The sequence below is a fragment of the Wolbachia endosymbiont (group A) of Sturmia bella genome, assembly GCF_964030905.1.
GTDB lineage: Bacteria > Pseudomonadota > Alphaproteobacteria > Rickettsiales > Anaplasmataceae > Wolbachia > Wolbachia pipientis.
In genome coordinates, this window is sequence record NZ_OZ034988.1 from 1,030,303 (window position 1) to 1,055,041 (window position 24,739).

Here is a 24,739-nt window from a genome sequence, read left to right on the forward strand (position 1 = left end):
ATATTTAATATATCTAAATTACTGAATGAAATTCTTGTGCTTGTGTATTTAATATATAATGTTCAAATAGATTGAAGTGAATTAACTAAATTAGGTACCAGAAATTTGCTTAATGTAATTCATTGGTATCACAAATGATTATCTTGAGTATGCCAATTTTTCTAAAAATATTGACGGTATTAAAAAAATAAGTTATCCTTTTAATAGATTTATTAAGAAGGTGTGTATGGTTAGTCATGAAAAGAAACATACAGTAGCATTTTGCATTTCAGCTATTGCGTTTTGTGTTGGCATCTCATTAATTGCAGCAGTACTTACAAAAATAGCACCTTTAATTGCCATAATTGTTTCAACTATAATAGGGGCAATAACTATTTTGTCTGCTTGTCAAGCTATTGAAAGCTACTCAGTCATAAAAAATAGCAATAAGGTAACAAGTAGTTTGCATAAAATAAAAGAAGCTTTTACAGGAAAGGAAAGCGAGCTTTTTATTGAAAAGGTTTTTAACCATTTATGTGGATTTTTTAGTAGTGAAAAAGAAAGTAGTACACAAAGATAATAAGATTTCTCAACAAGGCAAATTTGCTTATTTTACTTTTCTGGCTCAACTAAAGCTTTAGATTTTACTTGATGTAAATTAAGATACAATGTCACAAAATTTATCGATTACTTTTTGATTGCCTTCTACCATTGCCTTTGCCTCTTGCTGAAGAGATTTGATATTTTTTGATGTAATATTATCCATGTCGGGTGATGCTATTTTTAATTGCGATTGTATGCGTATATATTTATCACCTATAACTTGATCAAGTTGGTAATTTACTGAATCTAAACTTGAGGCAAACATCACATGTAATAGTGGTTTTACCCAGCCTATTTTGCCAAATTTCCTTGAATTAGCATACTCTATGCTTCTATCTGTTCTTCCAGTACCTATCGATAACAGTAGAATATCATCATTTGGAAATAACCTCTTACCACTTGCATATGCACAAGCCGCTGGATTATTTGCAAATACCCCGCCATCCACTAATATTCTGTCTATCTGGTTAATTTTGAGATGTTTTGGTATGAAATAAGTAGGTGCAGCCGTTGCAGCTCTGAGTGCATCTTTCAGCTTAATATTACCTTCTTTCCAGCTTTTAAAGAAAAATGGGCAGTTATTCTGAATATCGTAACTCGTAATCAACACATTACTTAAAGTGTTTTTAAGGATATCATCGCCAAAATATTTATCCAGTACAGATTCAATATTTTTATGTGGATATTGTGCGCAGTTAAACCAAGATAGTATTGATCGCCTAAAAAATGAAGACTTAAAAATATATGGTCCATATTCCCGATAGAACTCGACTAAATCATTAGCAGAATATTGAGGTTTATCTTTTTTACATAATCCAGCTACAACAATTCCACCGGTTGAGGTCCCTGCCATAAGATCAAAGATTTCAGCTACTCTCTTTCTTGTTCTTTTTTCTATTTCTGCTAGAATGATGGCTGGTATTATGCCCCTTATGCCTCCGCCATCAACTGAAAGGATATATTTAATCATGTTTAGATATTTAATAATTTTATTAACTTGTTCTCTTTTATCAGGTTGTGTTTCTTGTCCTAGTACTACTGTATGTTTCACTCCTAGGGAAAATTGCACCAATCTAATAATTGATTCCGTAGAGCATGCTAAAGGGTCTGTGTTAGTTCAAGCATACCAATTTACCTCAAAGCCTATTGCTGAGTCCTTGATTCAAGCCAAAAAACGAGGTGTAGAAGTTAAGATAATTCTTGATAAGTCGCAAATTCATTCAAAATATAGTGTCATCAATGAGTTATTCGAGCAAGGTATTAAGATTTATATTGATTTCAAACCAGCAATCGCTCACAATAAAGTCATGATTATTGATAACCAAAAAATCATAACTGGGTCTTTCAATTTCTCTGACGCCGCACAGAAAAAAAACACTGAGAATCTACTAATTATAACAGAAGATCCTCCATTAGTCGAGCAATACATCAAAAACTGGAAGGATCGTCAATCTCAATCTGATGCTTACACACCAAAAGTAGAAGAATAATTACTTGTACTTCAAATTAGCTTTGAATTCATCTAATTCCTCAGAAAGATTCTTTACCCGTTCTTCCAGACGATATACCGTAACGGCCAATCCATTGTTCTGCTCTATAAATTTATCATGCATGTGTACCCGTAAGTCTAGCTTGGCGAGCCACCAAATTGTTGCTATGGTCTGTATTACCATCGTTATTATTACTGTGATTGGGATTTTTTGTTTTTGCATGCTTTTCCTGATTGTATAATAAAAGACTTTCAATTATTTCTTGTTTGGTAGTGTTCATAAGCGTCAAGTTAAGTGCAAGCGGCATAAGAAGGAAAATGGAAAAAACTATTTTAGAAATTGAGTAATAAGGTTAGTAATTTATGGATCAATCTAAAAAAATTATCTTAAACTTGACATGTATAAATATTTCCTATTGTTTCCCAGTTACGAAATATTACTGCTCAGATTTGTGTTCCTTTTCAGCATTATAGAGCAAGTGTATAATTTCATCGTATGGTTTATCTTTATTGTGCCGTGATCTTAGCACAGCTACATCTCTTGGGTTTTTTTCCATCTTTATTTCTGATTGTAGGATTTGCACCTTTCTCCAATAAAAACCTTATGATTTCTAAATCCCCTCGATACGCAGCATTGTGAAGTGCTGTACTTCCATACCCGTTGATAATATTTACATTAATTCCTTCGTCTATCAGAAATTTGACAACTTCTAAGCATCCTTCTCCTGCAGCATAATGTAGTGTAGTAAGTTTAAAAATTTGCGTATCTATATCTAATAAATTTTTTACTGAAAACTTCGCAATTTCTAAGTTACAATTTTCAGATGCAATCCGCAATATTGTTTTATAATTATCTGTAGCTTTTGCTTTCGTATAGCAATAGGTAATAATAACACATACTACTGTTACTATAAACCACCAAAAATGTAGCTTATTTCTTGAGTCTCTGTTCATATTCAATACTTTTTTCAACATTAAACATTTGGTTTACTGATTTTTTCTTAACGTTGATGCTGATAACACAGTGCGATAACCTGAACTATCTAACACATGTTCTGCTCTGTCAATTATCCATTCACCGTCTATATCTTGATGAAACCCTAACAAGCTAAGTTTCGCCTCTGCAAATAGTTCTGGATTACCAGGCATAGTGATATCCAATACTGCATTATTTCGCTTTAGTTGTTTTAACTTAGCATTTGCTGCACTTAGTGCTGATTCTACATTAGAGTAAAGCGTTTGTATGGTATAACTTGGACTACCAGAGCCAACTGTTTCTGATATAGTTTCACCCTTTTCATAGCTATGCCATTTTGCAACCACTGAGTTGTACCTACTCACGGTAAAATGCACTTTCCAATTGATTGTGTCTTGAGGTCTAATAGCTGTTGTTCCTAAAGCTTTTCCAGTTGCCGACTTTGCTTTGCCTTTGGGAATAAAGAGTATGTATCCGCCAGCTAGTTTTGCCATTGCTCCGTATTCTATTGCTATTTTTGTTAATAAACTTATATCACTTTCTTCTATTTGGTTAATATGTGGAATCAACACATTTTCAAACTCTTCTGCAACTCCGTACCCATATCCGTGCTTTTCTGCTATTTCCTTAACCAAGTTACCTAAAGTAATTTGATGCCATTCCTTAGATACTTTCTCTTTTAATGACAGTCTTAAATTTGTTGCATGGGCTTTTATTAGTAAGGTTTTAGGTGGACTCTGCACCGTAATTTCATTAACTGTATATACACCCATTGGCATTACTCCGATTTCCCTGTACCCTAAAGAAATATTCAATTCATTCGGAATATCTATGTCTTTGTCCCTATAATCAACATGTACTTCAACTAAATCGTCTATTGTCCCAGATTCATCGGTAAGGCGCAATGATATGACTCTATCTTTAACTGATTCACATTTATCTATTATAAAATCTGGCTGCATTTATTCCCAGACCTTTAATTTTGACTTTTGTACTGGTTTCTGAATAGTAGGAAGCTTTATCTTTAATCCTGCAGGCAAAAAGCTTCCGTATTCTGCCAAACCTAAGTTCTCTGCTAGTACTAATTCCACTACTCCATCCGTAAATCCGTAATGTTTCCAGCAAATCAGATCTAGCATTTCTCCTTCTTTGGCTAAGTAATATATAATCATCTATAGCTCTTCAAACTCAAACTAAATTCAACTTTTCTTGGTAGTCCACTAGGTAAAAAATACATCTGCTTTTCTTCTAACCTGGTAATTACGAACTGTCCTAAAATATTACCTAAACTATCTACTAAAATATGTGGTTTTTCAGCTTCTTTCATATTCTTTAATTGATTTAGCCCATTGAGATTATGTAGATAAATCGTTCCTTCTAAATCTATATCTTCTATACCTTGACCGATATTTTGTAATAGTGGCATATTTTCAATACACTCAATTGTGCTCCAACGATTCTCTCTATTATACTTTAAACTTCTTGGAACAAATTTATACGGGCCAAGAGACAACATTTTAATAAACAGGGTCTATGGTATCAAACAGAACATCACGTGATTTTTCTCTTATCCTTTTTATTACTTCATCAGCAAGGCTACGAACATCTTGATTTGGTGCTGCTTGTACACTTATGTTGAAATAATTATGTTGAGTTTGGTTAAAAGTTTTATTTTCATATTTGCTTTTTACGTACTCTTTTAGATTGAGATCTTTCTCATCTGCTATAGATTTCTTTTCTGCGATAGCATGTTTAATTTTAACATTATTCCAGCTATTTTTAGAAATTCCTTTCATCACACTATTATTTGATAAAGGATTCCCATTATTAAAAACACTATTTTTAGAAAGTAAATTGCTAGCTTCTCCATCAACTAACGAAATAACAGTTTTTCTCTTCTCAAATTCTTTTATTGGACTATTTTCTGATACTTTCCAAAATACGCTACTAACTGTATCTCCCATCCATGAAAAAGCCTCTCCTATCGGTTTTATGATTGATTTCCAAAAACTAGCAAAGAATTCCTTCACTTTTTGCCAGTGAGTGATAACAAGTGCTGCACCAGTGACAAGTCCAGCAATTAAAAGCCCTATAGGATTACTCATTACAGCAAGCGTTATTGCTCTTAGCCCTGTTATTACTGCAGGAAAAACTGTAGCTGATAAAAATGAAAATGTTGCAAGTATTTTTGCCCTTAAACCGAGAACTGTACTTGCTAAAAAAGTAAACCCATAACCTAAGCCTACTACTAAGATTTTCAAACTTATTAAAGCTGCTATAGTTCCCATGATTGCTGTAGTTAAGGTTGGATATTTTTCTGCAAATAAGGCTATGCTCCTAGTTTTTTCTTGTAAAAATTCAGCTATAAATTTTAAAGTAGGCAGCATCACCGAGCCCAGGTTCATACCAACTTCAGCTATTGCATTTCGAAGGAGTCTTAATTTATTGGCTGTAGTGTCTGCACGATTTTTGAATTCTTTTTGCAGAGAGCTTCCATACTTTTCTGTGTTAGCCAATAACTTTATTGCATCCTCATACTTATTAAAACTTCCAGCTAATAATGCAATATCATCTTGATATTCCTGACCGAAAAGTTTCATAAGGATTGTAGAACGTTCCTGGTTATCCATTTTCTTTAGAGTTTGAAAAAAGTAGAGTAATGCTTCTTCGCCGTTTTCGCTTATTCTTTGTACTATTTCTTCTGCAGTTATTCCCATTTGCTCTAGTGCTGCTTTAAAATCCCCTCCTTGTCCTTCAGCAGTTTGAAGCTTAGAAAGTAAAGCATTTATAGCAGTTGCAGCTTTTGCTGGTTGTTTGCCTAAACTAATGAAAACATTTACTAAACTGCTTGTTTGTTCAAACTTTAATCCAAACTGCTTTGCAGTACCACCAACTATTGCTAGAGCTTCAACCATATCTTTTGCTTTAGCAGCAGTGTTATCTGATAAGTGGTTGATTACATTACCAACGTGCTCCATTTCACTAACATCAATTCCATAAACGTTAGAGAGTTTAGCTATGGAATCACCTGCTTGCTCTGCAGACATATCAAATGCTGTAGACATTTTTGCCACCGTTTCTGTAAATTTGAAAAGATCTTCTTTTTTGATACCAAGTTGACCACCGCTTGCAGCTATTTGTGCCAGTTCTGAGGCTGATAATGGTACAGTACGTGACATCTCTTTTAACTTTTTTGCAAATTTATCAGCTTCCTTTGTCTTTTCATCAAAATCAACTACTTTTGTAACATCAGCCATAGCACTTTCAAAGTCAATAGCAACTTTAATTGGTGCTGCAAGTGAAAGCCCTAGTCCAATAGTCTCTATAATTTGTGACTTAAAATGTGTCTTACTTGCTAAAAAACTTTGGTGACTACGTATTGCAGACCCAAGCTTACCATACTTACCTTTTAGCACTTCAATAGAAGAACCAAGTTTATATTGATCACTTACTAATGACTTAATATTTCTTCCACTTTTCCTTACTTCTTCATTGAATGAATGTAAAACATCTCTCTTTTTTAAGTATGCTTCTTTTGCTTTTGTTGCAGAAAACTTAGCTCTATCAAACTCAGCTTTTAAAGTTTTGCTCGGCTTTTCCACTTCTTTCATTTGTTTAGCCAAGGATTTTACTTGATCTTCAAAGTCTTTCCATGATCTCTTGCTAGTCAAAACATCACTACCCAACTGCTTAAACTTTGATACTGATTTTAAAGACGAATCAAGACGTCTTATATTTTCACCAAGATGAGAAAGTTGACTACTACTTCCTTTTATTACAGTATTAAAGCTGCCATCTAAAACAGCTCCGATTTTTATAGATAACGTTGACATTTAAGCTCCTTTGCTGATTTGCTCCATGAAATAAACTCACTAATCTCCATATCAAGAATGTGCTCAACTCCACCACCTATGATAGAGCCAAGCACTAGTATTTCTAATCTCAAGTTTTTTGGATAATCGGTGAAAAAAAATCCTTTAATACCTCTTGAACTTTCACATAATCAGCAATATCTAACTCCTCAATTGATTCTTTTGCCACTGATGTTAAGTTCGCTGTCAGAGTGACTTCTTTACTTAAATCACTACCATTTAGACGATCTATGGCAAGATAATCCCTAACTTTTGGACGTCTAACGGTAAGTTCTGAGACAGAAATACCATCAACTGTTATTGGATTATCAAGTTTTACTGTTGTCATACTTTCTCCTAAAAAATAAAATTCTAAAATCTTTTTAAAACTAAACCTAAATACCTAAAACCGTTTGCAGCAAGGCCATTTGATCCACACCATTTATCTTTCTAATCATATTTTCAGCGTCGATCTCTATCAGTTCATTACCACCTATCGTAAGTTTATAATAATGGGCAGCTACAGTGCATTTGAGAGTGGCTTTTTCAGCAGGTTTCCAGCTACCAAAATCAAATTCTTTGAATATGCCTCTGAGGTTGATAATTACTCCTTCAATATCATTGCTACCACTTCCTTGCATTCCTCCACGGAGCGTCAAAGATACTGAGTTTCCATCTATCAAGCCAAAAAGTCTAAATAGTTCTGAATCATACTCAGCGAAAGTAAAGTCTGCTTCAAGCTTTTCCATGCCCATGTCAATATTTATTGGGATATCCATACCACCAGCACGGTACTCCTCTGTTTTTATGGTAAGCTTCGGCAAAGTTATTTCATCTATTTTTCCTGCATAACCACGACCATCAACGAATACGTTAAAATTTCTCAGTATTTTCGGTAACACTTTGCTTTCTCCTAACTTATTACACTATTATTTATGAGATGAGATTTGAATGTTATTTGCTCAGCCGGATATGGTGGTGTAAACTCAAAGTCAAAATATACTTTCCCGCTTGCAATGTTTGCCGGTGTGTTGAGTTCTGGAGTTGCATAACATTTTCCACTGATAATCGCTCCTTGCGCTTTTAAATTGGCCAAATAAGAATTCACCCCCTCAATCACATCATCTATATAAGTTTTGGTGATATTGCGATCAACTGCCCATAGATGAGCTCGAAGTAAACTATCGTTGATTAAATCTGCAGTCCTTCTCACTGACAGAAAAGCCCATTTCGAATCATCTGAACATGTTCTATTTCCCCAAAGCCTGTAGCCATTTTGATGAATTATCGTTGTTACTTCATTTTCATTTAAATGGTTTGCTCTACAATTTGTATTACCGAGCGTAAAATCAATAGGCCTGCTTGTTCCAACAATACCATTTATCTCTTTATTTGAAGGTGAATGCCAGAAGCCTTGTTCGCTGTCTATTTTAGCTATTAAACCAGCTACAAATGGACTCGATGGCAAGATTTTTTCTTTTCCTTCAATAAATAACTTAATCCATGGGTCAACCACGTAAACTCTTGAGCTGCCTACACTTTTTCTCCACTTTATTGCTTCTTCATCATTGGTATTTGGTCCATCTGCTACTATTATGCTTCTTAGCTTTTCTGCTATAGGAATTAATGCTGCAACCACTGCATCTTCTGGTAGTTGGTGAGTAAACTGAGGTGCAATTAATATTCTTGGCGCAACATGAACTATGCTTTCACTGCTGAGAAATGCCTCAATTCCCTGATATTCTCCGGTTTCTTTATCAACTCCACCAATTATATTTTGAATAGTTTCACTTTCTTTGAGCTTTGAATCGCTGTTTTCACTTTCTTTAACTCGAATAACCACTACTGTTGCACCAATTTGGGACAATATTCCATTTATTGCAGAAGGTAAACTGCCACTCTTTCCAAGCTTTGCTGCTTCCTTTAAGCTTCCTGCTATCAGTACTGGATTATTCAGTGGAAATTTTTGCTCATCAGCTTCAGGTGCAGTACCAATTATACCTATCACTGATGATTTAGCTGTGCGTACTGTTCTTGCTCCTGAGGTTACCTCAATAACATTTACTCCGTGTAAAAATTCTTCAGCCATTTCTTTGTATTTTTTTCCTGAAATCATCTAGCAAAGTCTGTAGCTCATTTTCACTTTTGGCTTCTTCAATCTTTCTTTTGGCTAAATCTTCAAGCTCTTCACATTTAATTATTGCTTTTACTGCTTTTTTCACTTTTTCCTCAATTATTCTTGCCATTTCAATAACCGTAATACCACGGACTTTTGCTAAAGGTTCTATAATTTCTTTATCCTTTTTATTCATAGATTCTGGTGCTGCTAGAATGCTTTTTGCGGCTTTTTCTTGTATTTGATACGATTTAGACTTTTGATAAGATACTCCTGTGTATTGGTTAGTATAGTTATCATAATAAGCACGAAGATTAGAAAGTGCAGAAAACTTCGCATTTTGCAGTAATTCCAATTCAATATCTTCTTGGTTTCGCTGAGCAATTTTGCCTCCCTCTGTTAAACAATAACTTTTTTGCCAATCAAAATCTTCTGGTGCTTCATACCAATCATTTCCAGTTGGCTTGCTTTCAAGTGTTGTTGTTTCTACTTGTTTATCATTTTCAAATCTAATATAGATAGACATTGTTTGTTACCTCCAAATCTCATACGTGTTAGATAATCCTGGACATTGCCAAGCTTTTAGCGTTCTCTCCACATCTACTTCAAGTCCTGTAGTTAGAACATTGCTACGTATGTTATAAATCCCCCACTGAATAAATTGACCATAGTTGTGTACATAATTTGATGCAAGCATACCTTGACTAACTTGTGTTCTGGAATACAGATAAGATGATGTGTAAAGTAATATTGCAACTGTTTTTCCTGCTGGAATCTCCACATTACCAGATCCGGCTAACTTGCTATCAGAACTCATGTATTGGTAAACATTTTTCCATACTATTTTTGAAATACTTGATTTATTAGAATTAGTGTTATCAGGAGTTCCCACAAATAATCCTGCTCCCCCATACTCCGTACTCGAATACGATGATCCAACAAACTCTATAGTTTTATTTATGTTCACATTCGTTGTATTTTTTATAAATACTACTCCAAGTGCAGCATATGGGTAATAGTATATTTGATCATAACTACCAGAAAAACTGTTTGTGTATAACTCTCCGTAAATAAATGTTCCCTTACTTCCCTCTATAAAACTTAGTTGTCTTGGCCGATAAAAACTAACGTAATCTGTATCGTACTTATGGCTACCTGCTAGTAGTTGTAACATATAGTCAGTTTTTGTTATATTACTACTCCACTTTCCAAGCTCTGTTGTAAAAGTTCCGTGGCCAAAGTAATTATTTTTTCTTCCAAGTACACCAAATAAGAAAGGTAATGACCCTGATTCAACCATGTTGCGCTTTCTTATTTCATTTATAAGAGACGCTTTTAACTGTTCATCCCGAGTTTTTACCTCATTTATCAGGGATGTTTTTAATTCGAGTTTCTATTTCCCTAATAATTGATGAGCCAGTGGTAACAGCACGAAAATCTTCTACTAAACCTTTAAGACCATCTTTATGATCATTGCCAACACTGTTTATTGCTGCAATATTGGCATTCTTTCTCGTATCAAGTAGCGATAAATTTGTTGTTCCTTTTTCATCAATTCTCTTTAATAACTGCTTCTCTGATTCAGAGATCACTGCTAAAGAACTAGCTTTTTTATTATCCAGATCAGTTAAGTGTTTTTTTGCACTATCAAGAAGTTCTTTTAGCTTACCATCAGTCATCTGTACAATTTCAGAAACTGAACTTTTGCCGATTATTGATTCAAGTGCTTTAGCAAGATATGCTAATTGATCTGGTGTACTGTTTGCTGCTAAATCCTTAAGCCTCTTTTGTAGTGCATCAATTATCTCTTTTACCTCAGTCATCTGCACAATGTCAGCAATAGCTTTTTTATCTGCTATCAATTCCAGCGATTTTGCAAGATATGCCAGTTGATCAGGTGTGCTATTTGCTGCTAAATCCTTTATCCTTTGGTATATTGCTTCTTTCATTTCCAAAAATTTAAAAAAGTCTCAAAATTAAACCGCTCAAAATTACTCTTAAGTTGATTATGCTCATCTTCTCTTTCGGTAATATCTTCATCTATTTTCTCAATTGTGGTACGGATACGAACAACATCCTGCACAGCAATATTTTCTGGATGAGGCAAAGAATATCCTCTACTTGTTTTATCATCTGACATTCTGCTAAGTGATAATGATTCGTAGATTTTTGACTTTAGGGCGATAAACAACTGTTCCACTTAAAACCAATTTTATCCTTGTATCATTACCATTAAAATTTGATAGCACATGAGTTCTCTCTACCAAATTTTCTCCAATTGGTTTTCCTGATGTTAAATTTACTAATTGCCAATCCACGTTTTTTTGTACATATGCTTTAACATCTGCAGTGCCAGGTATTAGCGCATCATATGTTATGGTAATCTTAGTGTTAGCTCCTGCTGTAATACTTCTTGTAACATAATCTCCAGACTCTAAAAGATTACCTAGAACTAGCTGTAACCCTGGATATAGCACTGGACTTTTCTCTCGCCCTCCTTTTAGGCTTGCTTTTACCGTTAATTCCCCATTTATTCTTTCACGCAGTGCAAGCGGCAAATTATCAGACAAAAAGTTTTCTCTTCCCTCTTCATCTGTTAAGATAAATTCTACATTGGTATCAAATGCTACTTTTTCGACGTTCGTCAAAACAATTAAATCTGATACGTTATTTGCAGTAACCTTGCCAAGATCAATAATGTGAGAAACTTCGCTAAATTTTGCAGCCAAAAGCCGAAACGTTAAGTCTAAGTTCTGATGTGGAGTCCAAGTACTTGCGTTGCTAGATGAAAGTAATACTCCTACTTGATATGGCTGACTTGTTACCCAACGGCTATTTACTGCATCATATTTGCCAAGTTCTGCTATCTTTACTGCAGTACCAGGATCATCAGTAAGCAGTACTATTGCATACTCCTCTCCTGCATGGCAAAACACTGGTGACCACTCTATACGTGTTGCTGTGCCATCTATCTTTATATCTTTTGGCTCAATATAGCTTTCAGCAATGACAGTTTGCGAGGGCACTCCCACTGCTGTTTCTCTAATCTGCACAACAACACGTTTTTTGCCTTTATTTACAAACCATAGTTCCACGCCTCCTATGTGCCTACTTTCATTTAGCGTAAATGTTTGCGCTAAAGGATCAACTCTTCTTGCTGCGATAACTCTTCTTCTTTCCTCTATGGTAATTGTTTTTTTACCAGTATAAGTTGCTTCTCCATAACTGCCTTTATCACCGTAAAACTGTACTAATTTAGTACCTGCTGGAATGTTTGCTGGCACTTTCACCTTTCCCTTTAATTTTCCCTGGTTGTTCGCTTCCACTTTTTTTTCCTCTATGCCATAGGTATAATAGAAATGCCATCAAATTTTACTTCTTTAAGTTTTTCATTTGGCTCAAAACCTTCGATCTCAAAATTCTGTACTGCTTCTCGCATAAATTCAGTTTCATATGAAGTACTTGACAGCAGCTCTGTCGTTTCTTTAACATTAAATACTCTGGTTACTGGACTTTTCCAATTTGTTTTTACCTCCGTCCAGTGATCAATATTTTTATTTAGAGTAATTTGTGCCGGGACTGGATCAAAAGCTTGATATGGATTGATCTTTTCTCCTTTGGTCTGTAAAAGCTGCTCCAGTACCGGTTCAAGTTCATATGGCAAAAGATATCTTTCCCCACCTTTTTCAATATCTGCAACTTCTACATCTATTGGCAGAACTAGCTCTCTATTTACTATTGCTGCAGACTGCGAAATTCCTTGATCGCGCATATCATCATCAAAGAATGAATCAACAAATACTCCTTTTTTGGTGGTAGGTTCTCTTGAATTTGCATCACTGCGTAGACGTTCCTGTGCAACAAGAGCATAAAGATCATTTATTCCTTTTTTCATTGCTTCAAGCTCATTCATCGGTACAGCATGAATAGCATTATTCACTATTTTTACCCCTTCTTTTTCTCCGTTTTTCCATGTCTGATGAATGTAGCAGAGCAAAAGTTGTCCGCTAGGTGCTTTAGGCATCGATGGTCGCCAAGGGTGAGCTATACCTTTTATTCTCCTTACTGCTCCTTTGCTATCGATAGTAATTAAATCATAGCGTGGCATTTTCCAGGTGTAATCAACCAGAACCAAGCTGTTATCAACTGCTCCTTTTACTTTACATCCCTCTTCGCTTATATCTTCAGGGCTTATATGAGTGCGGCAGCGATAGGTTATCAGGTAACTACTTCCAGGAGCTGGTTCTTTACCAGGTAATGACCAATCAACGTTTCCTGCGTTTAGTTCGTAATCTATACTATTTTCATAAATAACATTGCCTTGTTTAATTTGAATAATTTCAAGTACTGCAGAGTCAGGTATCGGATCAATAGCTCCAGAATATGAACCGTGAGTAACAGTAATGGTTTTTTGAACAGTTATATCTACTTTTTTAATTTCACTTATTGGAAAATCATTAACCTTCAGTTCCATTACTCTTTGGCTATTTGGCTGAAAAGTATGTGGTTCTGATTCAACTGCTTTTATGTCTGGATCTTCATCAAAAGAAATGCGAATACTGTGAGGAAGTTCAATCTCGTAACCATCAACATGAGCCTTACCCTCATTAATCACAAATATTTTTTTTCCTCCTTCTCCCTCTTCCTTTTGCAGGAACATTACTTCAAGACCATTTACGACATAGGAACCATTGGCTTCTTTGTCATAACGAGCAAGAGCAGTAGTTACTATATTTGCTTGTGGTGGCGGTGAATGTTCTATTAATACTCCATTTTCAATGTTATAAATTGGATAAAATTCTCCATTTACAGAAAAAGGGGAAGAAACACCTTCAGATTGATAACCCCAAATGGTAGAAACTTTAAGTCTTGCTGCTCCTACTTCCTGATAATTTCTTGTACCAACAGCAGGATCACGAAGATTTTCATCCTCAAGTTCTGTAATGGTAGATTCTACGTAATAAACACCTATACGCACTGTGGTACTCAGTGGAATAACAAACTCTTCTTTTTCGACTTTTCTAACCGCTCCACGAAGATAGATTTTTCCTGATTCAAGCGTAACTTTACCAGTTTCTCTATCTATAATACAATTGCTTCCTATTATAACATCACCATCACGAAATATTGCATCGCCTATGCCTTTAAGCTTAGAGAGAGCATACTCCTGAGTCTCGTTTAATTCTGCAGATTGCAAACCTCTTCCAGCAAGAAATAAGCTTTTTTCGTATTCTTTGTCAGGATTAAAGCGGTTATAATAACTATTTAAGGTCATTTTGTTTCAAAAAGTTACAACAAATGAAAAAGTTTCCCGAGTTGCAGATGTTCTGATAAGTGGTACGGTGTGTTCTAAAACTAACAAAATTCCAGGATTTTCCACTTCTTTTGGTTCAAAATATCTCTGTCCTTCAGGCAATTCTTTTTTTACTTTAGTACCAACCATAACCCCTAATTCCCGTATAACTTGATTTGCTGCGTCCGTGAAATCGAAAGTGAATTTGAGAAAAAGATTATTGGTTGGTACATTTGAGGGTCTAAACCTTCCAGAAGGAGTTACAAGTTCTCCATTCTCATCACCCGTGCAGAAGAGAACCTCATCTGCAGTACGTCTGCCAAGTTCATTCAAGAGCTTTATAGAATTTATAGATTCAGGTGGTGTGCTTTGAGTATATTCTACAGTAACTGCACTATTTGCCGTGATAGAGCTATTTTCCGTAAGTTTTATTACACCAGTACTGCTATCAACTGTATAGTCAACACTTGACTGATACACTGTTTGTCCTGTAAAAACCCTTACATCTTTAATAGTGTGGTGATCTAGAGCTATTTCACCCTCAATAAAAACTTTTTCGACCTGATGGCTACTTTCCCAGCTCGTATCACCTGTTCCCCAAGCAAGGTGGATAGACTGCTCTTTTATACTTGCTGCTATTGCTGCTCTTCCTGATTGTGTAAGAATTGACACCTGTGATGAGTTTGAAAGGCTTATATAATATATATTCAGGATTTGGAAAATTTTTGTCCAAAAAAAATGAATTTTTGCCTAATTTTTTGTTGCAGTATTATTTAAAAATCGAACTGTATTATTCTCGAAAAAAAACAATAGAATATCAATAGGTTAAAAATTGCATCTGTATTATTTATTTTTGCTCCTGTCCTACAAAGTGCACCTATAAGTTCTCATCCTTAAAGCATTAATTGTTTTAGGGAAAAGTTATGAAACTAAAAACTGCCATAGTTGTTCAAAATATACGGTATCAAGCTAAGAGATTAAAACTTTTTGAATGCTTTGCTCATGAAACTCATGAAGATCTTGAGCAAGAACTTTTCTGTGAAATTTGGACTTATCTTGATAGATATGACGAAAGTAAAGGTAGCTTTAACACTTTTGTAGCAAGATTAACTGAACGTCGTGCCAATAACTTATTGGAGAAACAACTATGTATTAAACGCAATATTAATAACTACGTCAATATTGAGAAAACAGAAGCTTTTGAAGATGAAGTAGCAAAACGTACTGATGTAGATTACATGATTTCAACACTACCAAGAAAGATGCAAAAGATATGCGAACAACTCAAGTACTTTAACTTATATGAAGTTGCTAAGATGAATAACATATCAAGAACTACTTTAAATACTATGGTAAGAAAAATACGTATAAAACTCTCTTCCATCTACTACAAGGGCAAAAAGAAAAATTGAACATAAATTCTACCTTTCCTGAATATATAACATATACCATTGAGGTGAATAAATGACTTTTAAAATTTTAAACAATAATGAAAGATTGAAAACAACTACAGGCATAAAAGTAGTAATTTTTGGTCCTTACGGTATTGGTAAAACCAGCCTCTTAAAGACTATAAGTGAACCAACACTATGTCTTGACTTTGAAGCAGGTCTGCTTGCTGTTCAAGATTGGCAGGGAGATTCAATTAGTGTTCGTACTTGGAATCAAGCTCGGGATATTGCCTGCCTAATTGGTGGTCCGAACCCTGCACTAAAATCTGATCAGGCGTATAGTCAAAAACACTATGAGCATGTCTGTAGCAAGCACAAAGATCTTCTTTCTGAAGTGTCTAAATACCGATGCATCTTTGTGGATAGTATAACCGTTGCTTCACGTTTATGTCTATTATGGGCAAGGATGCAACCTGAAGCTTTTTCAGATAGATCAGGAAAAGAAGATAAAAGAGCTGCTTATGGGTTGCTTGCTCAAGAGATGATGGCATGGCTCAATCAGTTTCAACACATCAGAGATAAAGACATCATCATAGTTGGCACACTAGGTCAATATCTCGATGACTGTAATCGTTCAACATGGCTACCTCAATGTGAAGGGGCTAAAACTGCTAGTGAGATTCCAGGGATAGTTGACGAAGTAATCAGTATGGTTGGAATCAAGAAAGATGATGGCACGGAGAAACGTTCATTTGTCTGTCAGACTATTAATACTTGGGGATACCCTGCTAAAGATCGAAGTGGCTGCCTTGATATGGTTGAAGAACCGCATCTGGGTAAATTACTTGCGAAAATTAAAGCCAAAACTTTTGCGCCTATTGCTTAATTAAAAATTGGAGAATAGTTATTATGGAACAAAGCTTTTTCAATATCGGTCAAAAAATTCCCTTTTTCAGCGTAAAAGAGTATTTAAACGACAAAGCACCGATACCAGAAGATATAATCTCACCAAGGATTTTAACAAAAAGAGGTCTATTGGTACTAGGTGGCCCACCTAAAATTGGCAAAAGCGATTTTCTAATTTCATGGCTTGTCCACATGGCTGCTGGGACTCCGCCAACAATATTGCAATAAACCTGAAACTTGAGAAGACTATTTCCCGAAAGCTTCTACAAAAAGAACGGAGAGTTGAATTTATTTATAGAGCTAATGATCAAATAACCATATGTCTCGATGGATAATATATGGTAGAGCTCATGGGCAACAAGAAATTAATAGTTCGTATTAGTTGTAGTTATGAAGTAAATCGATTAGCAGAGTTGTATCTATTAGATGCGTATGAAAAATTAGTGTTAAGTAAACCAATAAAAGCGAGCAAAAAGGAAGAAAACTCTGAATATAAGAAAGTAGATTTGAGGACGGTAAAATGGTAACAGTTAGTTTATATGCAAGAGTTTCTTCAGGGAAGCAAGCACAAGAAGATACAATAGCAAGCCAAATTGCTGCTATAGAGAATCAAATTAGTATGGATGGACATAAATTATTAAATGAATATAAATTTATTGATAATGGTTATAGTGGTTCTAACATAATCCGTCCTGGTTTGGAAAAATTACGTGATAAAATAGCAGAAGGTAACATTGATAAGGTTTATATTCATTCTCCTGATCGTTTATCTCGTAAGTATGCATATCAGATGATATTACTTGAAGAGTTTAAGAAATTAGGAGTGGAAGTCATTTTTTTAAATCATCAAATTAGCGATAATCCAGAATCTCAATTACTATTACAAATGCAAGGTATGATAGCAGAATACGAACGTGCAAAAATCATGGAACGAAGTCGTCGAGGAAAGATTTATGCAGCAAATAAGGGTTGTATAAGTGTAATGAGTGCTGCTCCTTATGGCTATCGTTATATAAACAAAAATACAGAAACAGGACAGGCCTTATTTGAGATTTATGAAGAAGAAGCTGAAGTTGTTCGTAAAGTATTTTCTTGGGTAGGAAGAGAAAGAGCCAGTATAGGAGAAGTATGTCGTAGGCTAAGTGCTATGTCCATTATGACGAGAACTGGAAAAGAGTATTGGGATAGGGCTGTAGTTTTGAGTATGTTAAAAAACTCTGCTTATAAAGGACAAGCAGCTTTTGGTAAAACAAGGTTTGGTGTCAAACTAAAACATATAAGACCGAAAAAAAACTCCTGCGAGCATCCAAAAGATAATTATTCTACTTATCCTGTTCCAAAAGAGGATTGGATTTATATTAAAGTACCTAGTATAGTAAGCGAAGATTTATTTGAAATCGTTCAAGAACAATTAGCTGAGAATAGAAAAATAGCAAGAACAAGACAAAGAGGAGCAAGACATTTATTGCAAGGTTTAGTAGTATGTAAGCTTTGCAATTATGCATATTATGGTACTAGCACTGCAAGGAATAAGGAGGGGGAAAAAACTAATAATCAGGTATATTATCGTTGTGTTGGCACGGATTCATACCGTTTTGGCGGTAATAAAATGTGTAACAACAAATTAATTCGTACAGATACATTAGACATGGCTGTGTGGGAAGAGGTAAAACATCTATTAAAAAATCCAAATAGAATATTAGAGGAGTATAAACGTAGACTTTCAGAACTTAAAAAATCACCACTAGATCAAAAAAGTGCTTTGCTTGAAACACAAGAAGATAAATTAAAACGAGGTATTGCAAGGTTAATTGATAGTTATGCTCAAGAATATATTGATCAAGAAGAATTTGAGCCAAGAATTAAAGCAATGAAACAAAACTTAAAAATGGTTGAAGAACAAAAGAAAAAGATATTTGATCAGAAAAAACTCACACAAGAGTTAACTCTAGTAGTAACAAATTTAGAGGGGTTTTCCTCTAGTATTAACTCAAGTCTTAATAATGCAGACTGGCTAACTAAACGTGATATTATTAGAACGTTAGTTAAGCGAATTGAGATTAATTTTGAGGATGTAAACATCGTGTTTAGAGTAAAAGAGCTTCCAGACTCTTTTCATATGGAGAAAAATCAATGCTTGCAATGTTGTTGTAGGGGTAGGAGTGCCGTTTCTCAACATGAAGCCTCCAAGACCATTAAAAATATTTTATCTGCAAAACGAGATGGAATATGGTGATATGAAAGAACGCTTACTTCAGCTTAAAATTGATCAAAATCTTTGGAAAGAAAATTTATTTATTACCAATAAAATGCCATTAACTTTAAATTCTGAAGAGGTAAGAGCAATAATAACAGAGAAACTTGATGCAAAAACGGTAGATCTTATTGTTATTGATTCTTTTCTCGATTATAGGGAGATAATCTCTTTTGTAAGAAGTGACATGGAGAAATTACGTTCAATAACTAATCCTATGGCCGGGATAGTGCTCACACATTGTACCAAAAAAGTGTCTTCGACTGTATTGGAGAAAAATCCATTTCAAGCTTTAAGCGGCTCAAACATTTTGAGAAGTGTTTATACATCTGGCATCGTTATATTTAAACCAAACGAACGTACAAATACTCTGAAAGTGGTGTATGAACTTAGAAATAGCAAGCCTATGACAAAATACATTCGCAAAGTTAATGGATGTTGGAAGACTTCTAAAGTTATAGCTACCGCTTAGTTTTAAATTGAAAATATATTCAGAGGATTTTATGGATATCTATTGCAATTTTAATACTGCAGCTTCACGAAAAAATGCATCGTTAGTAGAAAAAGAACAGCTTAAAGCTCAGCTTCTGTTAAATATCAGATCATGCCTTTCTTATCTATTGCCAAGAGGGATTTTTCGTGGTGATAAGTTTTATGTAGGCAATGTACAAGGTGATAAAGGAAAGAGTCTAGTAGTAGAATTAAGTGGCAGTGAAGCTGGCCTATGGCATGATTTTGCAACAGGAGAAGGTGGTGACATTATCGACCTTTGGGCGGGAGTAAATAGAAAAAGTACAAGAATAGAGTTTCCTGAAGTAATGGCTTCTATAGCTGAGTGGCTTGGTCATTTCAAAAATTCAAGTAGTCCAACTGCATATTGGGATTATTACGGTGAAAACGGCCAAGCTATTGTTAGAATCTATCGTTACGATGATGATAATGGGAAGCGATATCTTCCTTTTGATATAAAAAAGTCCGACTTTGGTGCACCGAAGATAAGGCCACTCTATAATATTCCAGGTATTTTGAAGTCCGATAAAGTTGTTCTGGTTGAGGGAGAAAAATGTGCAGAAGCGCTGATAGAGAAAGGAATAATTGCAACAACAGCAATGTCAGGAGCAAATGCACCTATTGAGAAGACAGATTGGACTCCACTTAAAGGTAAACACATTATTATATGGCCAGATAATGATGAACCAGGTAAACGATATGCTGAAAATGCTGCAAAAAAGCTTTTAGAGATCGGAGTTGCATCACTTGTTAAGCTTAAGATACCACAAGATAGGCCGAAAGGTTGGGATGCTGCTGATTGTGTAAAGGAGGGTATAAGCATTGAAGAATTTTTAGCTTCAATTCCTTTACTTACTATTGATACCCCATCTACTGACATTCCAAATACTTCAAATATGAAAAGTTTAGAAAGATCTACAAAACAGCCGCTTAACATTTTAGACTGGAGTGTGAGTCGTTATTTAGGTTCAGTACCAATACAAAGGTTTCTTGTTGAAGGTTTATTTCCTTTAGGTGTTACCTCAATAGTAGCTGCTATGGGAGATACAGGTAAAGGTATGCTACTCCTTGACTTGGCACTTAAGGTTGCAAGTGATGCAGATCAGATATGTGGTTTTGGTTCCCTTGTTACAGAGCATGGATCAGTAGTGATTTTTTCAGCAGAAGATGATGCAGGTGAGATACACCGTCGTCTTGATCGTCTTGATCCTAGTAGCAAGAGAGCAGAATATCAAAATCGATTATTTATTATACCTATTCCAAATACGGGAGAGCCCTTTTCTATAGTGAAAAGCAACATGCGTGGTAAATGTCCTGAAACTTCAGATAAATTTGAAGACATCTGTAGACAATTAGATAAAGTAAAAGATCTAAAACTAATAGTATTTGATCCACTAGTATCATTTGTCCATGCTAATATAAACTCAGATCCAGAAATGGGATATTACGCAATGGGGTTACTTGCAAACTTAGCAAATGAAACAGGAGCAGCTGTAATTGTAGCACATCATATGAGAAAACCCAAGTGCAGTGAACCGATTACGACTGTGGAACAGGCAAGAGATGCGATAAGAGGTACAACTGCACTTGTTGATGGTGTGAGGTGTTCTTTTGCATTATGGCCTGCTTCAAAAGAGCATCAGAATACTGTGTTTAATACATTAAAGGTTAGTAAAGTTAATAATGCAGTATACCAAGGAGCTATAGTTAAGTCTAATGGAGCAACAGATAGGAATATAAGAACTTACTTACGCTCCTCAACTGGCTTGCTTGAGGATATATCTGAGGAATTTAAGCTTGGAAAATTATCTGATGAATACTTAAAAAAGATACTGATGCAAGCTATTGCAGTGTCAGCAGAAGAAGGTCATCCGTTTACTCATACAGGTGGACCAGGAGTGTTTCAACAACGGCATAGATTACCAGCTGCATTTCATGGTGTTAGTAGGCATAGACTTGAACGTTTAGCACAGGAACTATTAAACGAAAGAAAAATAGTAAAAGGTATGGCTACAAACTCAAAAGAGGATAAATGGCTTGATATCAAAACTGGTTCTTTTGCCAGAGGAGAAGGTAAGTTTAAGCTAGGTGCAGAAAGGTTTGAAATAGGTAACTTCTAAAAAATACTTAAAGCTCACTTATGAAAGTTTTGTGGGTTCATTTTGTCTCTCTGAAAGTAAGGTTTTAAGAACAAAAAATGAATTCCACACGACCAAATTTCCATGATTTCCGGAAAATTTATCAAGATTTGGAAATTAGAGTATATTCACACTTAAACTATTGAAATTCGTTGATTTTTAGCCATCTAATATAAGAAATATTACGTTTCCATTTCCAAAAAATTTAGCTAATTTGGTAATACTCAAACCCGCTACAGTGGCTGATTTCCACTTTCCGAGAATCTTATATATTATATATATATAAATAATAATAAATGATATAATAATAAACTAATATAAAATACAATAACTATAGTAATGGTTCATAGTAACTTTTGAGCAAAAAGAAAGAAGTTTGGAAAAGTAGTCACTAATAGAAATACAACACAGAGACAAAAATACGAAAAACCTACTATTGCATTTTGAACAACTTGAAAAAAAAGATGAAGGACCTAAAAGTGAAAGACAAAACAATTTATAATAGCGTTTTAAAAAGACTCTATGACCCAAGGGTAAATTATACCACCTTGACCTAAAGAACGCTTATAACAGCCCTTAAAAGCCGATTAACACCATGTCTTAACTTATAAGAAAGACCTTATGCTAATTTTATCACGTTTTACTTTAGTTGTAAAGAAATTTTTTTAATGTATGACAGATTTGTATAGTCGATATTTTACGTAACTTATGGCGTTTAATTGGTTATTTAGTATCTCTAAAACTTAACGAGTTGCTTTTATAACCAAAGTAAAAGGGTTAATACGGTAACCATAATCTCTACGCGATGATCCAGGCCAACCAACTGTTTGAATCACATCATTACGTTCGATGTTTAGTCCTAATTTTTTAGCTAAGGTGGTTTTTATTGTTCTTTGGATTGTGTTTAGTGGTTTTCTGATGTGATGTTCTGGATCTGCTTCTGGATCAAGATTTAGGCGCTTTTCTATTTCAGTTATGCTAAGCAACATGTGTTTTTCAGGAGGTAATTCTTTTTTACAATCATGCAAAAACTGTTCAAATAATATGCGAAAAACCTTCATACATGCTACAGCTTTCTTATTTAGAATCTCTATATTGTTTACGTAAAGTGAGCCCTCTATCAATTGCAACTTTAGTAATTCCTTCTCTTTAGGAGGTTCAATTAGATTAAGTGAAGTATGCAAAATTTGCATTGAAGTATTTGGTATTAACTCTGGTACTCCTCTTTGTACTGCTTCTTGAAATACTTCAATTAAAGTCTGATGCTGAAAGAAAAGGTCAACCATTTTTACTATGGGCAAATCAAGAGGTATGTTTGATGGATTTTTTCTCAGTATTATTAATACAGTTGGATTAGCTTTAAGCTTATCTATCGTTAAGAATGTTGGATTGGTGCAAAAATCAAGTATGATTAAACTTACAATCTTACCTTGTCCACCAACATGATAAACTCCACTTTCCACTTTTTGCCACATAAAATTTGTATCACTTAGCTGACCTTCAAACCAATTCATAAATTTCTCTGGGTTAAAATATACAGATAAGCGGTGAAATCTTTGCTTCTTGTAGGTATTAGGTAAAATATCACGGTTACAATTTTCACAAATTATATTATCGCATGCTTCGTTAAAGTCCTCATCAATGAAAATCTCATTGTTACAGTATGGATCAACTATATTTGGCCAATCTAATTTATCTTGTCTACGAGAGCAGATAATGTAAGACCTCTCTTGCATCTTAATTAATTCAAGATCTGACAAATACCTTGCTGCTTTGATGTAATTTTGATTTGGATTAACCCAAGAGCTGCCAGAATTAAGAAGATCAGAGATTTGCTCTTGGCAAGATTGTAAGACCATAAAATTGTTTTATGTATGCTTTAAAATCCTCTCTTTCCCTTTTATTCAGAGGATGTTCAGAGTAGTAAATTGCTATATACTCATCACTTCTCTTGAAAAATAAGCCTATCTTTTTGCCTTGAAATATTACTTTAATCGACTCTATAAATGGCACTATGTTTCCTACAAATGGCTTTAAAACATGCAATTCCGGTGCAATAGGATCATATGGAGCGACAGTCAAAGTGATATTAGTATAGCTGTAATTGAAACGATTTGACTGAAACTTTAACTCAAAAACACGAATATTTGAATCAGATTCATTAATACAAGTTTCTATAAATTTATGCACCTGTTCCGCGAAGTTTTTATCCTGCACATCTACAAAAATACATTCGCAGCCAAAGTAACAACTTGCAATGCTATTTGCTATTTCTATAGCTTGATCAATATTTCTAGCACCAAGATCTACCTGAGTGCCATTTAGTAGAAAATCCAAAATCATCCACTCTGCCTTATGGCCATGAATAACTTTGTTTGAATTTAACAACAAATCTATATCGCTAGCTTTTCGTATTAACACATATAAACGATTCTGATGATAGAAGAAACCTTGTAGTTGATTCTCGAAACTGTCATTTCTCTTAATGTTATCTTCTTTCAGTATTTGTTGTATGATTTCCTCTGAGATAAAGTCCTTAAATGGAGTACTTGGTCGTCTTGGTATTTTTTGTAAGGCAAAAGACATGAAACTCTTTCTTTGTATTTTTTCAAAGTGATAGACAGACTTTAAAAGATTGTAATCTGCATGAAACAGTAGAAACAGCAAAGACTTTTTATCATATTTATTATTATTTTTTACAAGGTAGGATTTCATGAGTTCCGTAGTTAATGCAGATCTTGCAATTTCACTGACAGTAACTTCTAGTTTTGCACGGTCAAAACAGGTAATCAAGTAGTAAGTAACGAGAGAATCGGAATAATTAGCAATCACTTTACGTTTGTATTGTACAGATGTATTATCATAACTTTCATCATCAAAGAGTTGAGCATTTAATTTATCTTTAAAGGAATTTTGAAAAATAATATTTAACTGCCTACCTGAAAGTGAATTTATCCAGGACTGACGTATTTTTGTATTGTGAAAACGGTCAAGCAAATGGTTAACAGGGACTTCTAAATCATCTTCCCAAAATTTACGATTTGGATAAATGTTCATAAGAAACTAATCACACCATAATAGAATAATAAATTATTTAAATAGTTAAGATAGAAATCTGAAAATCTTGACTAATAATTATACAATGGCTGTTTACTGATTTTTAACTAAGTTTTTTCTAAAAAGTTTGCTTAAGAAGAAGATTTTTTGGACAAAAATTTTTCAAATCCTGAATA

The 24,739-nt window shown here is 34.5% G+C and carries 24 protein-coding genes and 3 pseudogenes; 9 read left to right on the forward strand and 18 right to left on the reverse strand.

Translation table 11 applies throughout. The features are described from left to right. Window positions 1-226: 226 nt before the first annotated feature. Complete coding sequence (locus ACQH3L_RS04820) at window positions 227-559, forward strand: WD_0736 family protein (protein WP_425384684.1); 333 nt, start codon at window positions 227-229, stop codon at window positions 557-559. 78 nt (window positions 560-637) lie between these two features. On the opposite strand, the gene ACQH3L_RS04825 is transcribed toward ACQH3L_RS04820, so the two are convergent. Then, the gene (locus ACQH3L_RS04825; RefSeq protein WP_425384685.1) at window positions 638-1,552 is read right to left on the reverse strand and encodes a patatin-like phospholipase family protein; all 915 of its coding nucleotides are present in this window, start codon (window positions 1,550-1,552) and stop codon (window positions 638-640) included. Here ACQH3L_RS04825 and ACQH3L_RS04830 point away from each other — a divergent pair. Beyond that, entirely contained in the window at window positions 1,551-2,072 is a 522-nt protein-coding gene (locus ACQH3L_RS04830) for a phospholipase D family protein (RefSeq protein WP_425384686.1), read from the forward strand. The two genes, ACQH3L_RS04825 and ACQH3L_RS04830, sit on opposite strands and share 2 nt — an antisense overlap. On the opposite strand, the gene ACQH3L_RS04835 is transcribed toward ACQH3L_RS04830, so the two are convergent. The 15 genes and pseudogenes from ACQH3L_RS04835 to ACQH3L_RS04905 all read right to left on the reverse strand — a co-directional run bounded on the left by ACQH3L_RS04835 (window position 2,073) and on the right by ACQH3L_RS04905 (window position 14,979). Beyond that, window positions 2,073-2,294, reverse strand: a complete 222-nt coding sequence (locus ACQH3L_RS04835) for a hypothetical protein (RefSeq protein WP_143688910.1) — start codon at window positions 2,292-2,294, stop codon at window positions 2,073-2,075. A 214-nt stretch (window positions 2,295-2,508) separates the two neighbouring features. Further along, window positions 2,509-3,046: pseudogene (locus ACQH3L_RS04840) on the reverse strand (ankyrin repeat domain-containing protein). 12 nt (window positions 3,047-3,058) lie between these two features. Further along, complete coding sequence (locus ACQH3L_RS04845; protein WP_425384687.1) at window positions 3,059-4,009, reverse strand: phage tail protein; 951 nt, start codon at window positions 4,007-4,009, stop codon at window positions 3,059-3,061. Then, complete coding sequence (locus ACQH3L_RS04850; protein ID WP_208571687.1) at window positions 4,010-4,219, reverse strand: tail protein X; 210 nt, start codon at window positions 4,217-4,219, stop codon at window positions 4,010-4,012. Continuing rightward, on the reverse strand, window positions 4,216-4,563 hold the full coding sequence (locus ACQH3L_RS04855) for a phage tail protein (RefSeq protein WP_208571688.1): 348 nt from the start codon (window positions 4,561-4,563) through the stop codon (window positions 4,216-4,218). Before ACQH3L_RS04855 ends, ACQH3L_RS04850 begins: the two co-directional genes overlap by 4 nt. A gap of 1 nt (window position 4,564) precedes the next feature. Next, window positions 4,565-6,880 (reverse strand): phage tail tape measure protein, encoded by a 2,316-nt coding sequence (locus ACQH3L_RS04860; protein WP_425384688.1) that lies wholly within the window; start codon window positions 6,878-6,880, stop codon window positions 4,565-4,567. A 109-nt stretch (window positions 6,881-6,989) separates the two neighbouring features. Next, window positions 6,990-7,247, reverse strand: coding sequence for a phage tail assembly protein (locus tag ACQH3L_RS04865; RefSeq protein WP_425384689.1), 258 nt, complete (start codon window positions 7,245-7,247; stop codon window positions 6,990-6,992). A 46-nt stretch (window positions 7,248-7,293) separates the two neighbouring features. Next, window positions 7,294-7,800 carry a phage major tail tube protein gene (locus tag ACQH3L_RS04870; RefSeq protein WP_253303116.1) on the reverse strand — a complete coding sequence of 169 codons (507 nt, stop codon included), beginning with the start codon at window positions 7,798-7,800 and terminating at the stop codon, window positions 7,294-7,296. Between the two features lie 11 nt (window positions 7,801-7,811). Next, window positions 7,812-8,987, reverse strand: a complete 1,176-nt coding sequence (locus ACQH3L_RS04875; RefSeq protein WP_425384690.1) for a phage tail sheath subtilisin-like domain-containing protein — start codon at window positions 8,985-8,987, stop codon at window positions 7,812-7,814. Beyond that, the gene (locus tag ACQH3L_RS04880) at window positions 8,980-9,540 is read right to left on the reverse strand and encodes a hypothetical protein (protein ID WP_425384691.1); all 561 of its coding nucleotides are present in this window, start codon (window positions 9,538-9,540) and stop codon (window positions 8,980-8,982) included. The genes ACQH3L_RS04875 and ACQH3L_RS04880 overlap by 8 nt, the downstream gene beginning before the upstream one ends. 6 nt (window positions 9,541-9,546) lie before the next feature. Continuing rightward, window positions 9,547-10,963 (reverse strand): annotated as a pseudogene (locus ACQH3L_RS04885) (hypothetical protein). Further along, on the reverse strand, window positions 10,960-11,154 hold the full coding sequence (locus ACQH3L_RS04890) for a hypothetical protein (RefSeq protein WP_214303255.1): 195 nt from the start codon (window positions 11,152-11,154) through the stop codon (window positions 10,960-10,962). The pseudogene ACQH3L_RS04885 and the gene ACQH3L_RS04890 overlap by 4 nt, the downstream one beginning before the upstream one ends. A gap of 4 nt (window positions 11,155-11,158) precedes the next feature. Continuing rightward, window positions 11,159-12,340 carry a hypothetical protein gene (locus ACQH3L_RS04895; protein ID WP_425384692.1) on the reverse strand — a complete coding sequence of 394 codons (1,182 nt, stop codon included), beginning with the start codon at window positions 12,338-12,340 and terminating at the stop codon, window positions 11,159-11,161. 11 nt (window positions 12,341-12,351) lie between these two features. Next, window positions 12,352-14,289 carry a DUF4815 domain-containing protein gene (locus ACQH3L_RS04900; protein WP_425384693.1) on the reverse strand — a complete coding sequence of 646 codons (1,938 nt, stop codon included), beginning with the start codon at window positions 14,287-14,289 and terminating at the stop codon, window positions 12,352-12,354. 6 nt (window positions 14,290-14,295) lie between these two features. Beyond that, a complete protein-coding gene (locus ACQH3L_RS04905; RefSeq protein WP_425384694.1) occupies window positions 14,296-14,979 on the reverse strand; it encodes a hypothetical protein in 684 nt (227 codons plus the stop codon). A 251-nt stretch (window positions 14,980-15,230) separates the two neighbouring features. Between ACQH3L_RS04905 and ACQH3L_RS04910 the strand changes: the two genes are divergently transcribed. The 7 genes and pseudogenes from ACQH3L_RS04910 (at window position 15,231) to ACQH3L_RS04940 (ending at window position 21,488) form a co-directional block, all read left to right on the forward strand. Beyond that, window positions 15,231-15,719, forward strand: a complete 489-nt coding sequence (locus ACQH3L_RS04910) for a sigma-70 family RNA polymerase sigma factor (RefSeq protein WP_264707737.1) — start codon at window positions 15,231-15,233, stop codon at window positions 15,717-15,719. 52 nt (window positions 15,720-15,771) lie between these two features. Further along, window positions 15,772-16,584, forward strand: a complete 813-nt coding sequence (locus ACQH3L_RS04915) for an ATP-binding protein (RefSeq protein WP_264707821.1) — start codon at window positions 15,772-15,774, stop codon at window positions 16,582-16,584. Window positions 16,585-16,607: 23 nt separating this feature from the next. Then, window positions 16,608-16,808: pseudogene (locus tag ACQH3L_RS04920) on the forward strand (AAA family ATPase); the annotation flags it as partial. 146 nt (window positions 16,809-16,954) lie between these two features. Continuing rightward, window positions 16,955-17,131 carry a hypothetical protein gene (locus ACQH3L_RS04925; RefSeq protein WP_182319925.1) on the forward strand — a complete coding sequence of 59 codons (177 nt, stop codon included), beginning with the start codon at window positions 16,955-16,957 and terminating at the stop codon, window positions 17,129-17,131. Then, complete coding sequence (locus ACQH3L_RS04930) at window positions 17,125-18,840, forward strand: recombinase family protein (protein WP_264707833.1); 1,716 nt, start codon at window positions 17,125-17,127, stop codon at window positions 18,838-18,840. Before ACQH3L_RS04925 ends, ACQH3L_RS04930 begins: the two co-directional genes overlap by 7 nt. A 1-nt stretch (window position 18,841) precedes the next feature. After that, window positions 18,842-19,330 (forward strand): helicase RepA family protein, encoded by a 489-nt coding sequence (locus ACQH3L_RS04935; protein ID WP_264707835.1) that lies wholly within the window; start codon window positions 18,842-18,844, stop codon window positions 19,328-19,330. A 31-nt stretch (window positions 19,331-19,361) separates the two neighbouring features. Further along, a complete protein-coding gene (locus tag ACQH3L_RS04940) occupies window positions 19,362-21,488 on the forward strand; it encodes an AAA family ATPase (RefSeq protein WP_425384695.1) in 2,127 nt (708 codons plus the stop codon). Window positions 21,489-22,249: 761 nt separating this feature from the next. Here the strand turns inward: ACQH3L_RS04940 and ACQH3L_RS04945 are convergent. Together ACQH3L_RS04945 and ACQH3L_RS04950 are read right to left on the reverse strand one after the other, a co-directional pair. After that, on the reverse strand, window positions 22,250-23,365 hold the full coding sequence (locus tag ACQH3L_RS04945; RefSeq protein ID WP_425384696.1) for a hypothetical protein: 1,116 nt from the start codon (window positions 23,363-23,365) through the stop codon (window positions 22,250-22,252). Beyond that, window positions 23,331-24,563, reverse strand: coding sequence for a hypothetical protein (locus tag ACQH3L_RS04950; RefSeq protein ID WP_425384697.1), 1,233 nt, complete (start codon window positions 24,561-24,563; stop codon window positions 23,331-23,333). Before ACQH3L_RS04950 ends, ACQH3L_RS04945 begins: the two co-directional genes overlap by 35 nt. Window positions 24,564-24,739: the final 176 nt, after the last annotated feature.

Bases quoted from the DNA above. Each gene is read 5' to 3' on its own strand.
- ACQH3L_RS04845 (WP_425384687.1), bottom strand. From the start codon at position 4,009: ATGCAGCCAGATTTTATAATAGATAAATGTGAATCAGTTAAAGATAGA.
- ACQH3L_RS04910 (WP_264707737.1), top strand. From the start codon at position 15,231: ATGAAACTAAAAACTGCCATAGTTGTTCAAAATATACGGTATCAAGCT.
- ACQH3L_RS04850 (WP_208571687.1), bottom strand. From the start codon at position 4,219: ATGATTATATATTACTTAGCCAAAGAAGGAGAAATGCTAGATCTGATT.
- ACQH3L_RS04890 (WP_214303255.1), bottom strand. From the start codon at position 11,154: ATGTCAGATGATAAAACAAGTAGAGGATATTCTTTGCCTCATCCAGAA.
- ACQH3L_RS04820 (WP_425384684.1), top strand. From the start codon at position 227: ATGGTTAGTCATGAAAAGAAACATACAGTAGCATTTTGCATTTCAGCT.
- ACQH3L_RS04880 (WP_425384691.1), bottom strand. From the start codon at position 9,540: ATGTCTATCTATATTAGATTTGAAAATGATAAACAAGTAGAAACAACA.
- ACQH3L_RS04915 (WP_264707821.1), top strand. From the start codon at position 15,772: ATGACTTTTAAAATTTTAAACAATAATGAAAGATTGAAAACAACTACA.
- ACQH3L_RS04930 (WP_264707833.1), top strand. From the start codon at position 17,125: ATGGTAACAGTTAGTTTATATGCAAGAGTTTCTTCAGGGAAGCAAGCA.
- ACQH3L_RS04865 (WP_425384689.1), bottom strand. From the start codon at position 7,247: ATGACAACAGTAAAACTTGATAATCCAATAACAGTTGATGGTATTTCT.
- ACQH3L_RS04835 (WP_143688910.1), bottom strand. From the start codon at position 2,294: ATGCAAAAACAAAAAATCCCAATCACAGTAATAATAACGATGGTAATA.
- ACQH3L_RS04945 (WP_425384696.1), bottom strand. From the start codon at position 23,365: ATGGTCTTACAATCTTGCCAAGAGCAAATCTCTGATCTTCTTAATTCT.
- ACQH3L_RS04830 (WP_425384686.1), top strand. From the start codon at position 1,551: ATGTTTAGATATTTAATAATTTTATTAACTTGTTCTCTTTTATCAGGT.
- ACQH3L_RS04925 (WP_182319925.1), top strand. From the start codon at position 16,955: ATGGGCAACAAGAAATTAATAGTTCGTATTAGTTGTAGTTATGAAGTA.
- ACQH3L_RS04855 (WP_208571688.1), bottom strand. From the start codon at position 4,563: ATGTTGTCTCTTGGCCCGTATAAATTTGTTCCAAGAAGTTTAAAGTAT.
- ACQH3L_RS04940 (WP_425384695.1), top strand. From the start codon at position 19,362: ATGGATATCTATTGCAATTTTAATACTGCAGCTTCACGAAAAAATGCA.
- ACQH3L_RS04860 (WP_425384688.1), bottom strand. From the start codon at position 6,880: ATGTCAACGTTATCTATAAAAATCGGAGCTGTTTTAGATGGCAGCTTT.
- ACQH3L_RS04825 (WP_425384685.1), bottom strand. From the start codon at position 1,552: ATGATTAAATATATCCTTTCAGTTGATGGCGGAGGCATAAGGGGCATA.
- ACQH3L_RS04875 (WP_425384690.1), bottom strand. From the start codon at position 8,987: ATGGCTGAAGAATTTTTACACGGAGTAAATGTTATTGAGGTAACCTCA.
- ACQH3L_RS04950 (WP_425384697.1), bottom strand. From the start codon at position 24,563: ATGAACATTTATCCAAATCGTAAATTTTGGGAAGATGATTTAGAAGTC.
- ACQH3L_RS04900 (WP_425384693.1), bottom strand. From the start codon at position 14,289: ATGACCTTAAATAGTTATTATAACCGCTTTAATCCTGACAAAGAATAC.
- ACQH3L_RS04935 (WP_264707835.1), top strand. From the start codon at position 18,842: ATGAAAGAACGCTTACTTCAGCTTAAAATTGATCAAAATCTTTGGAAA.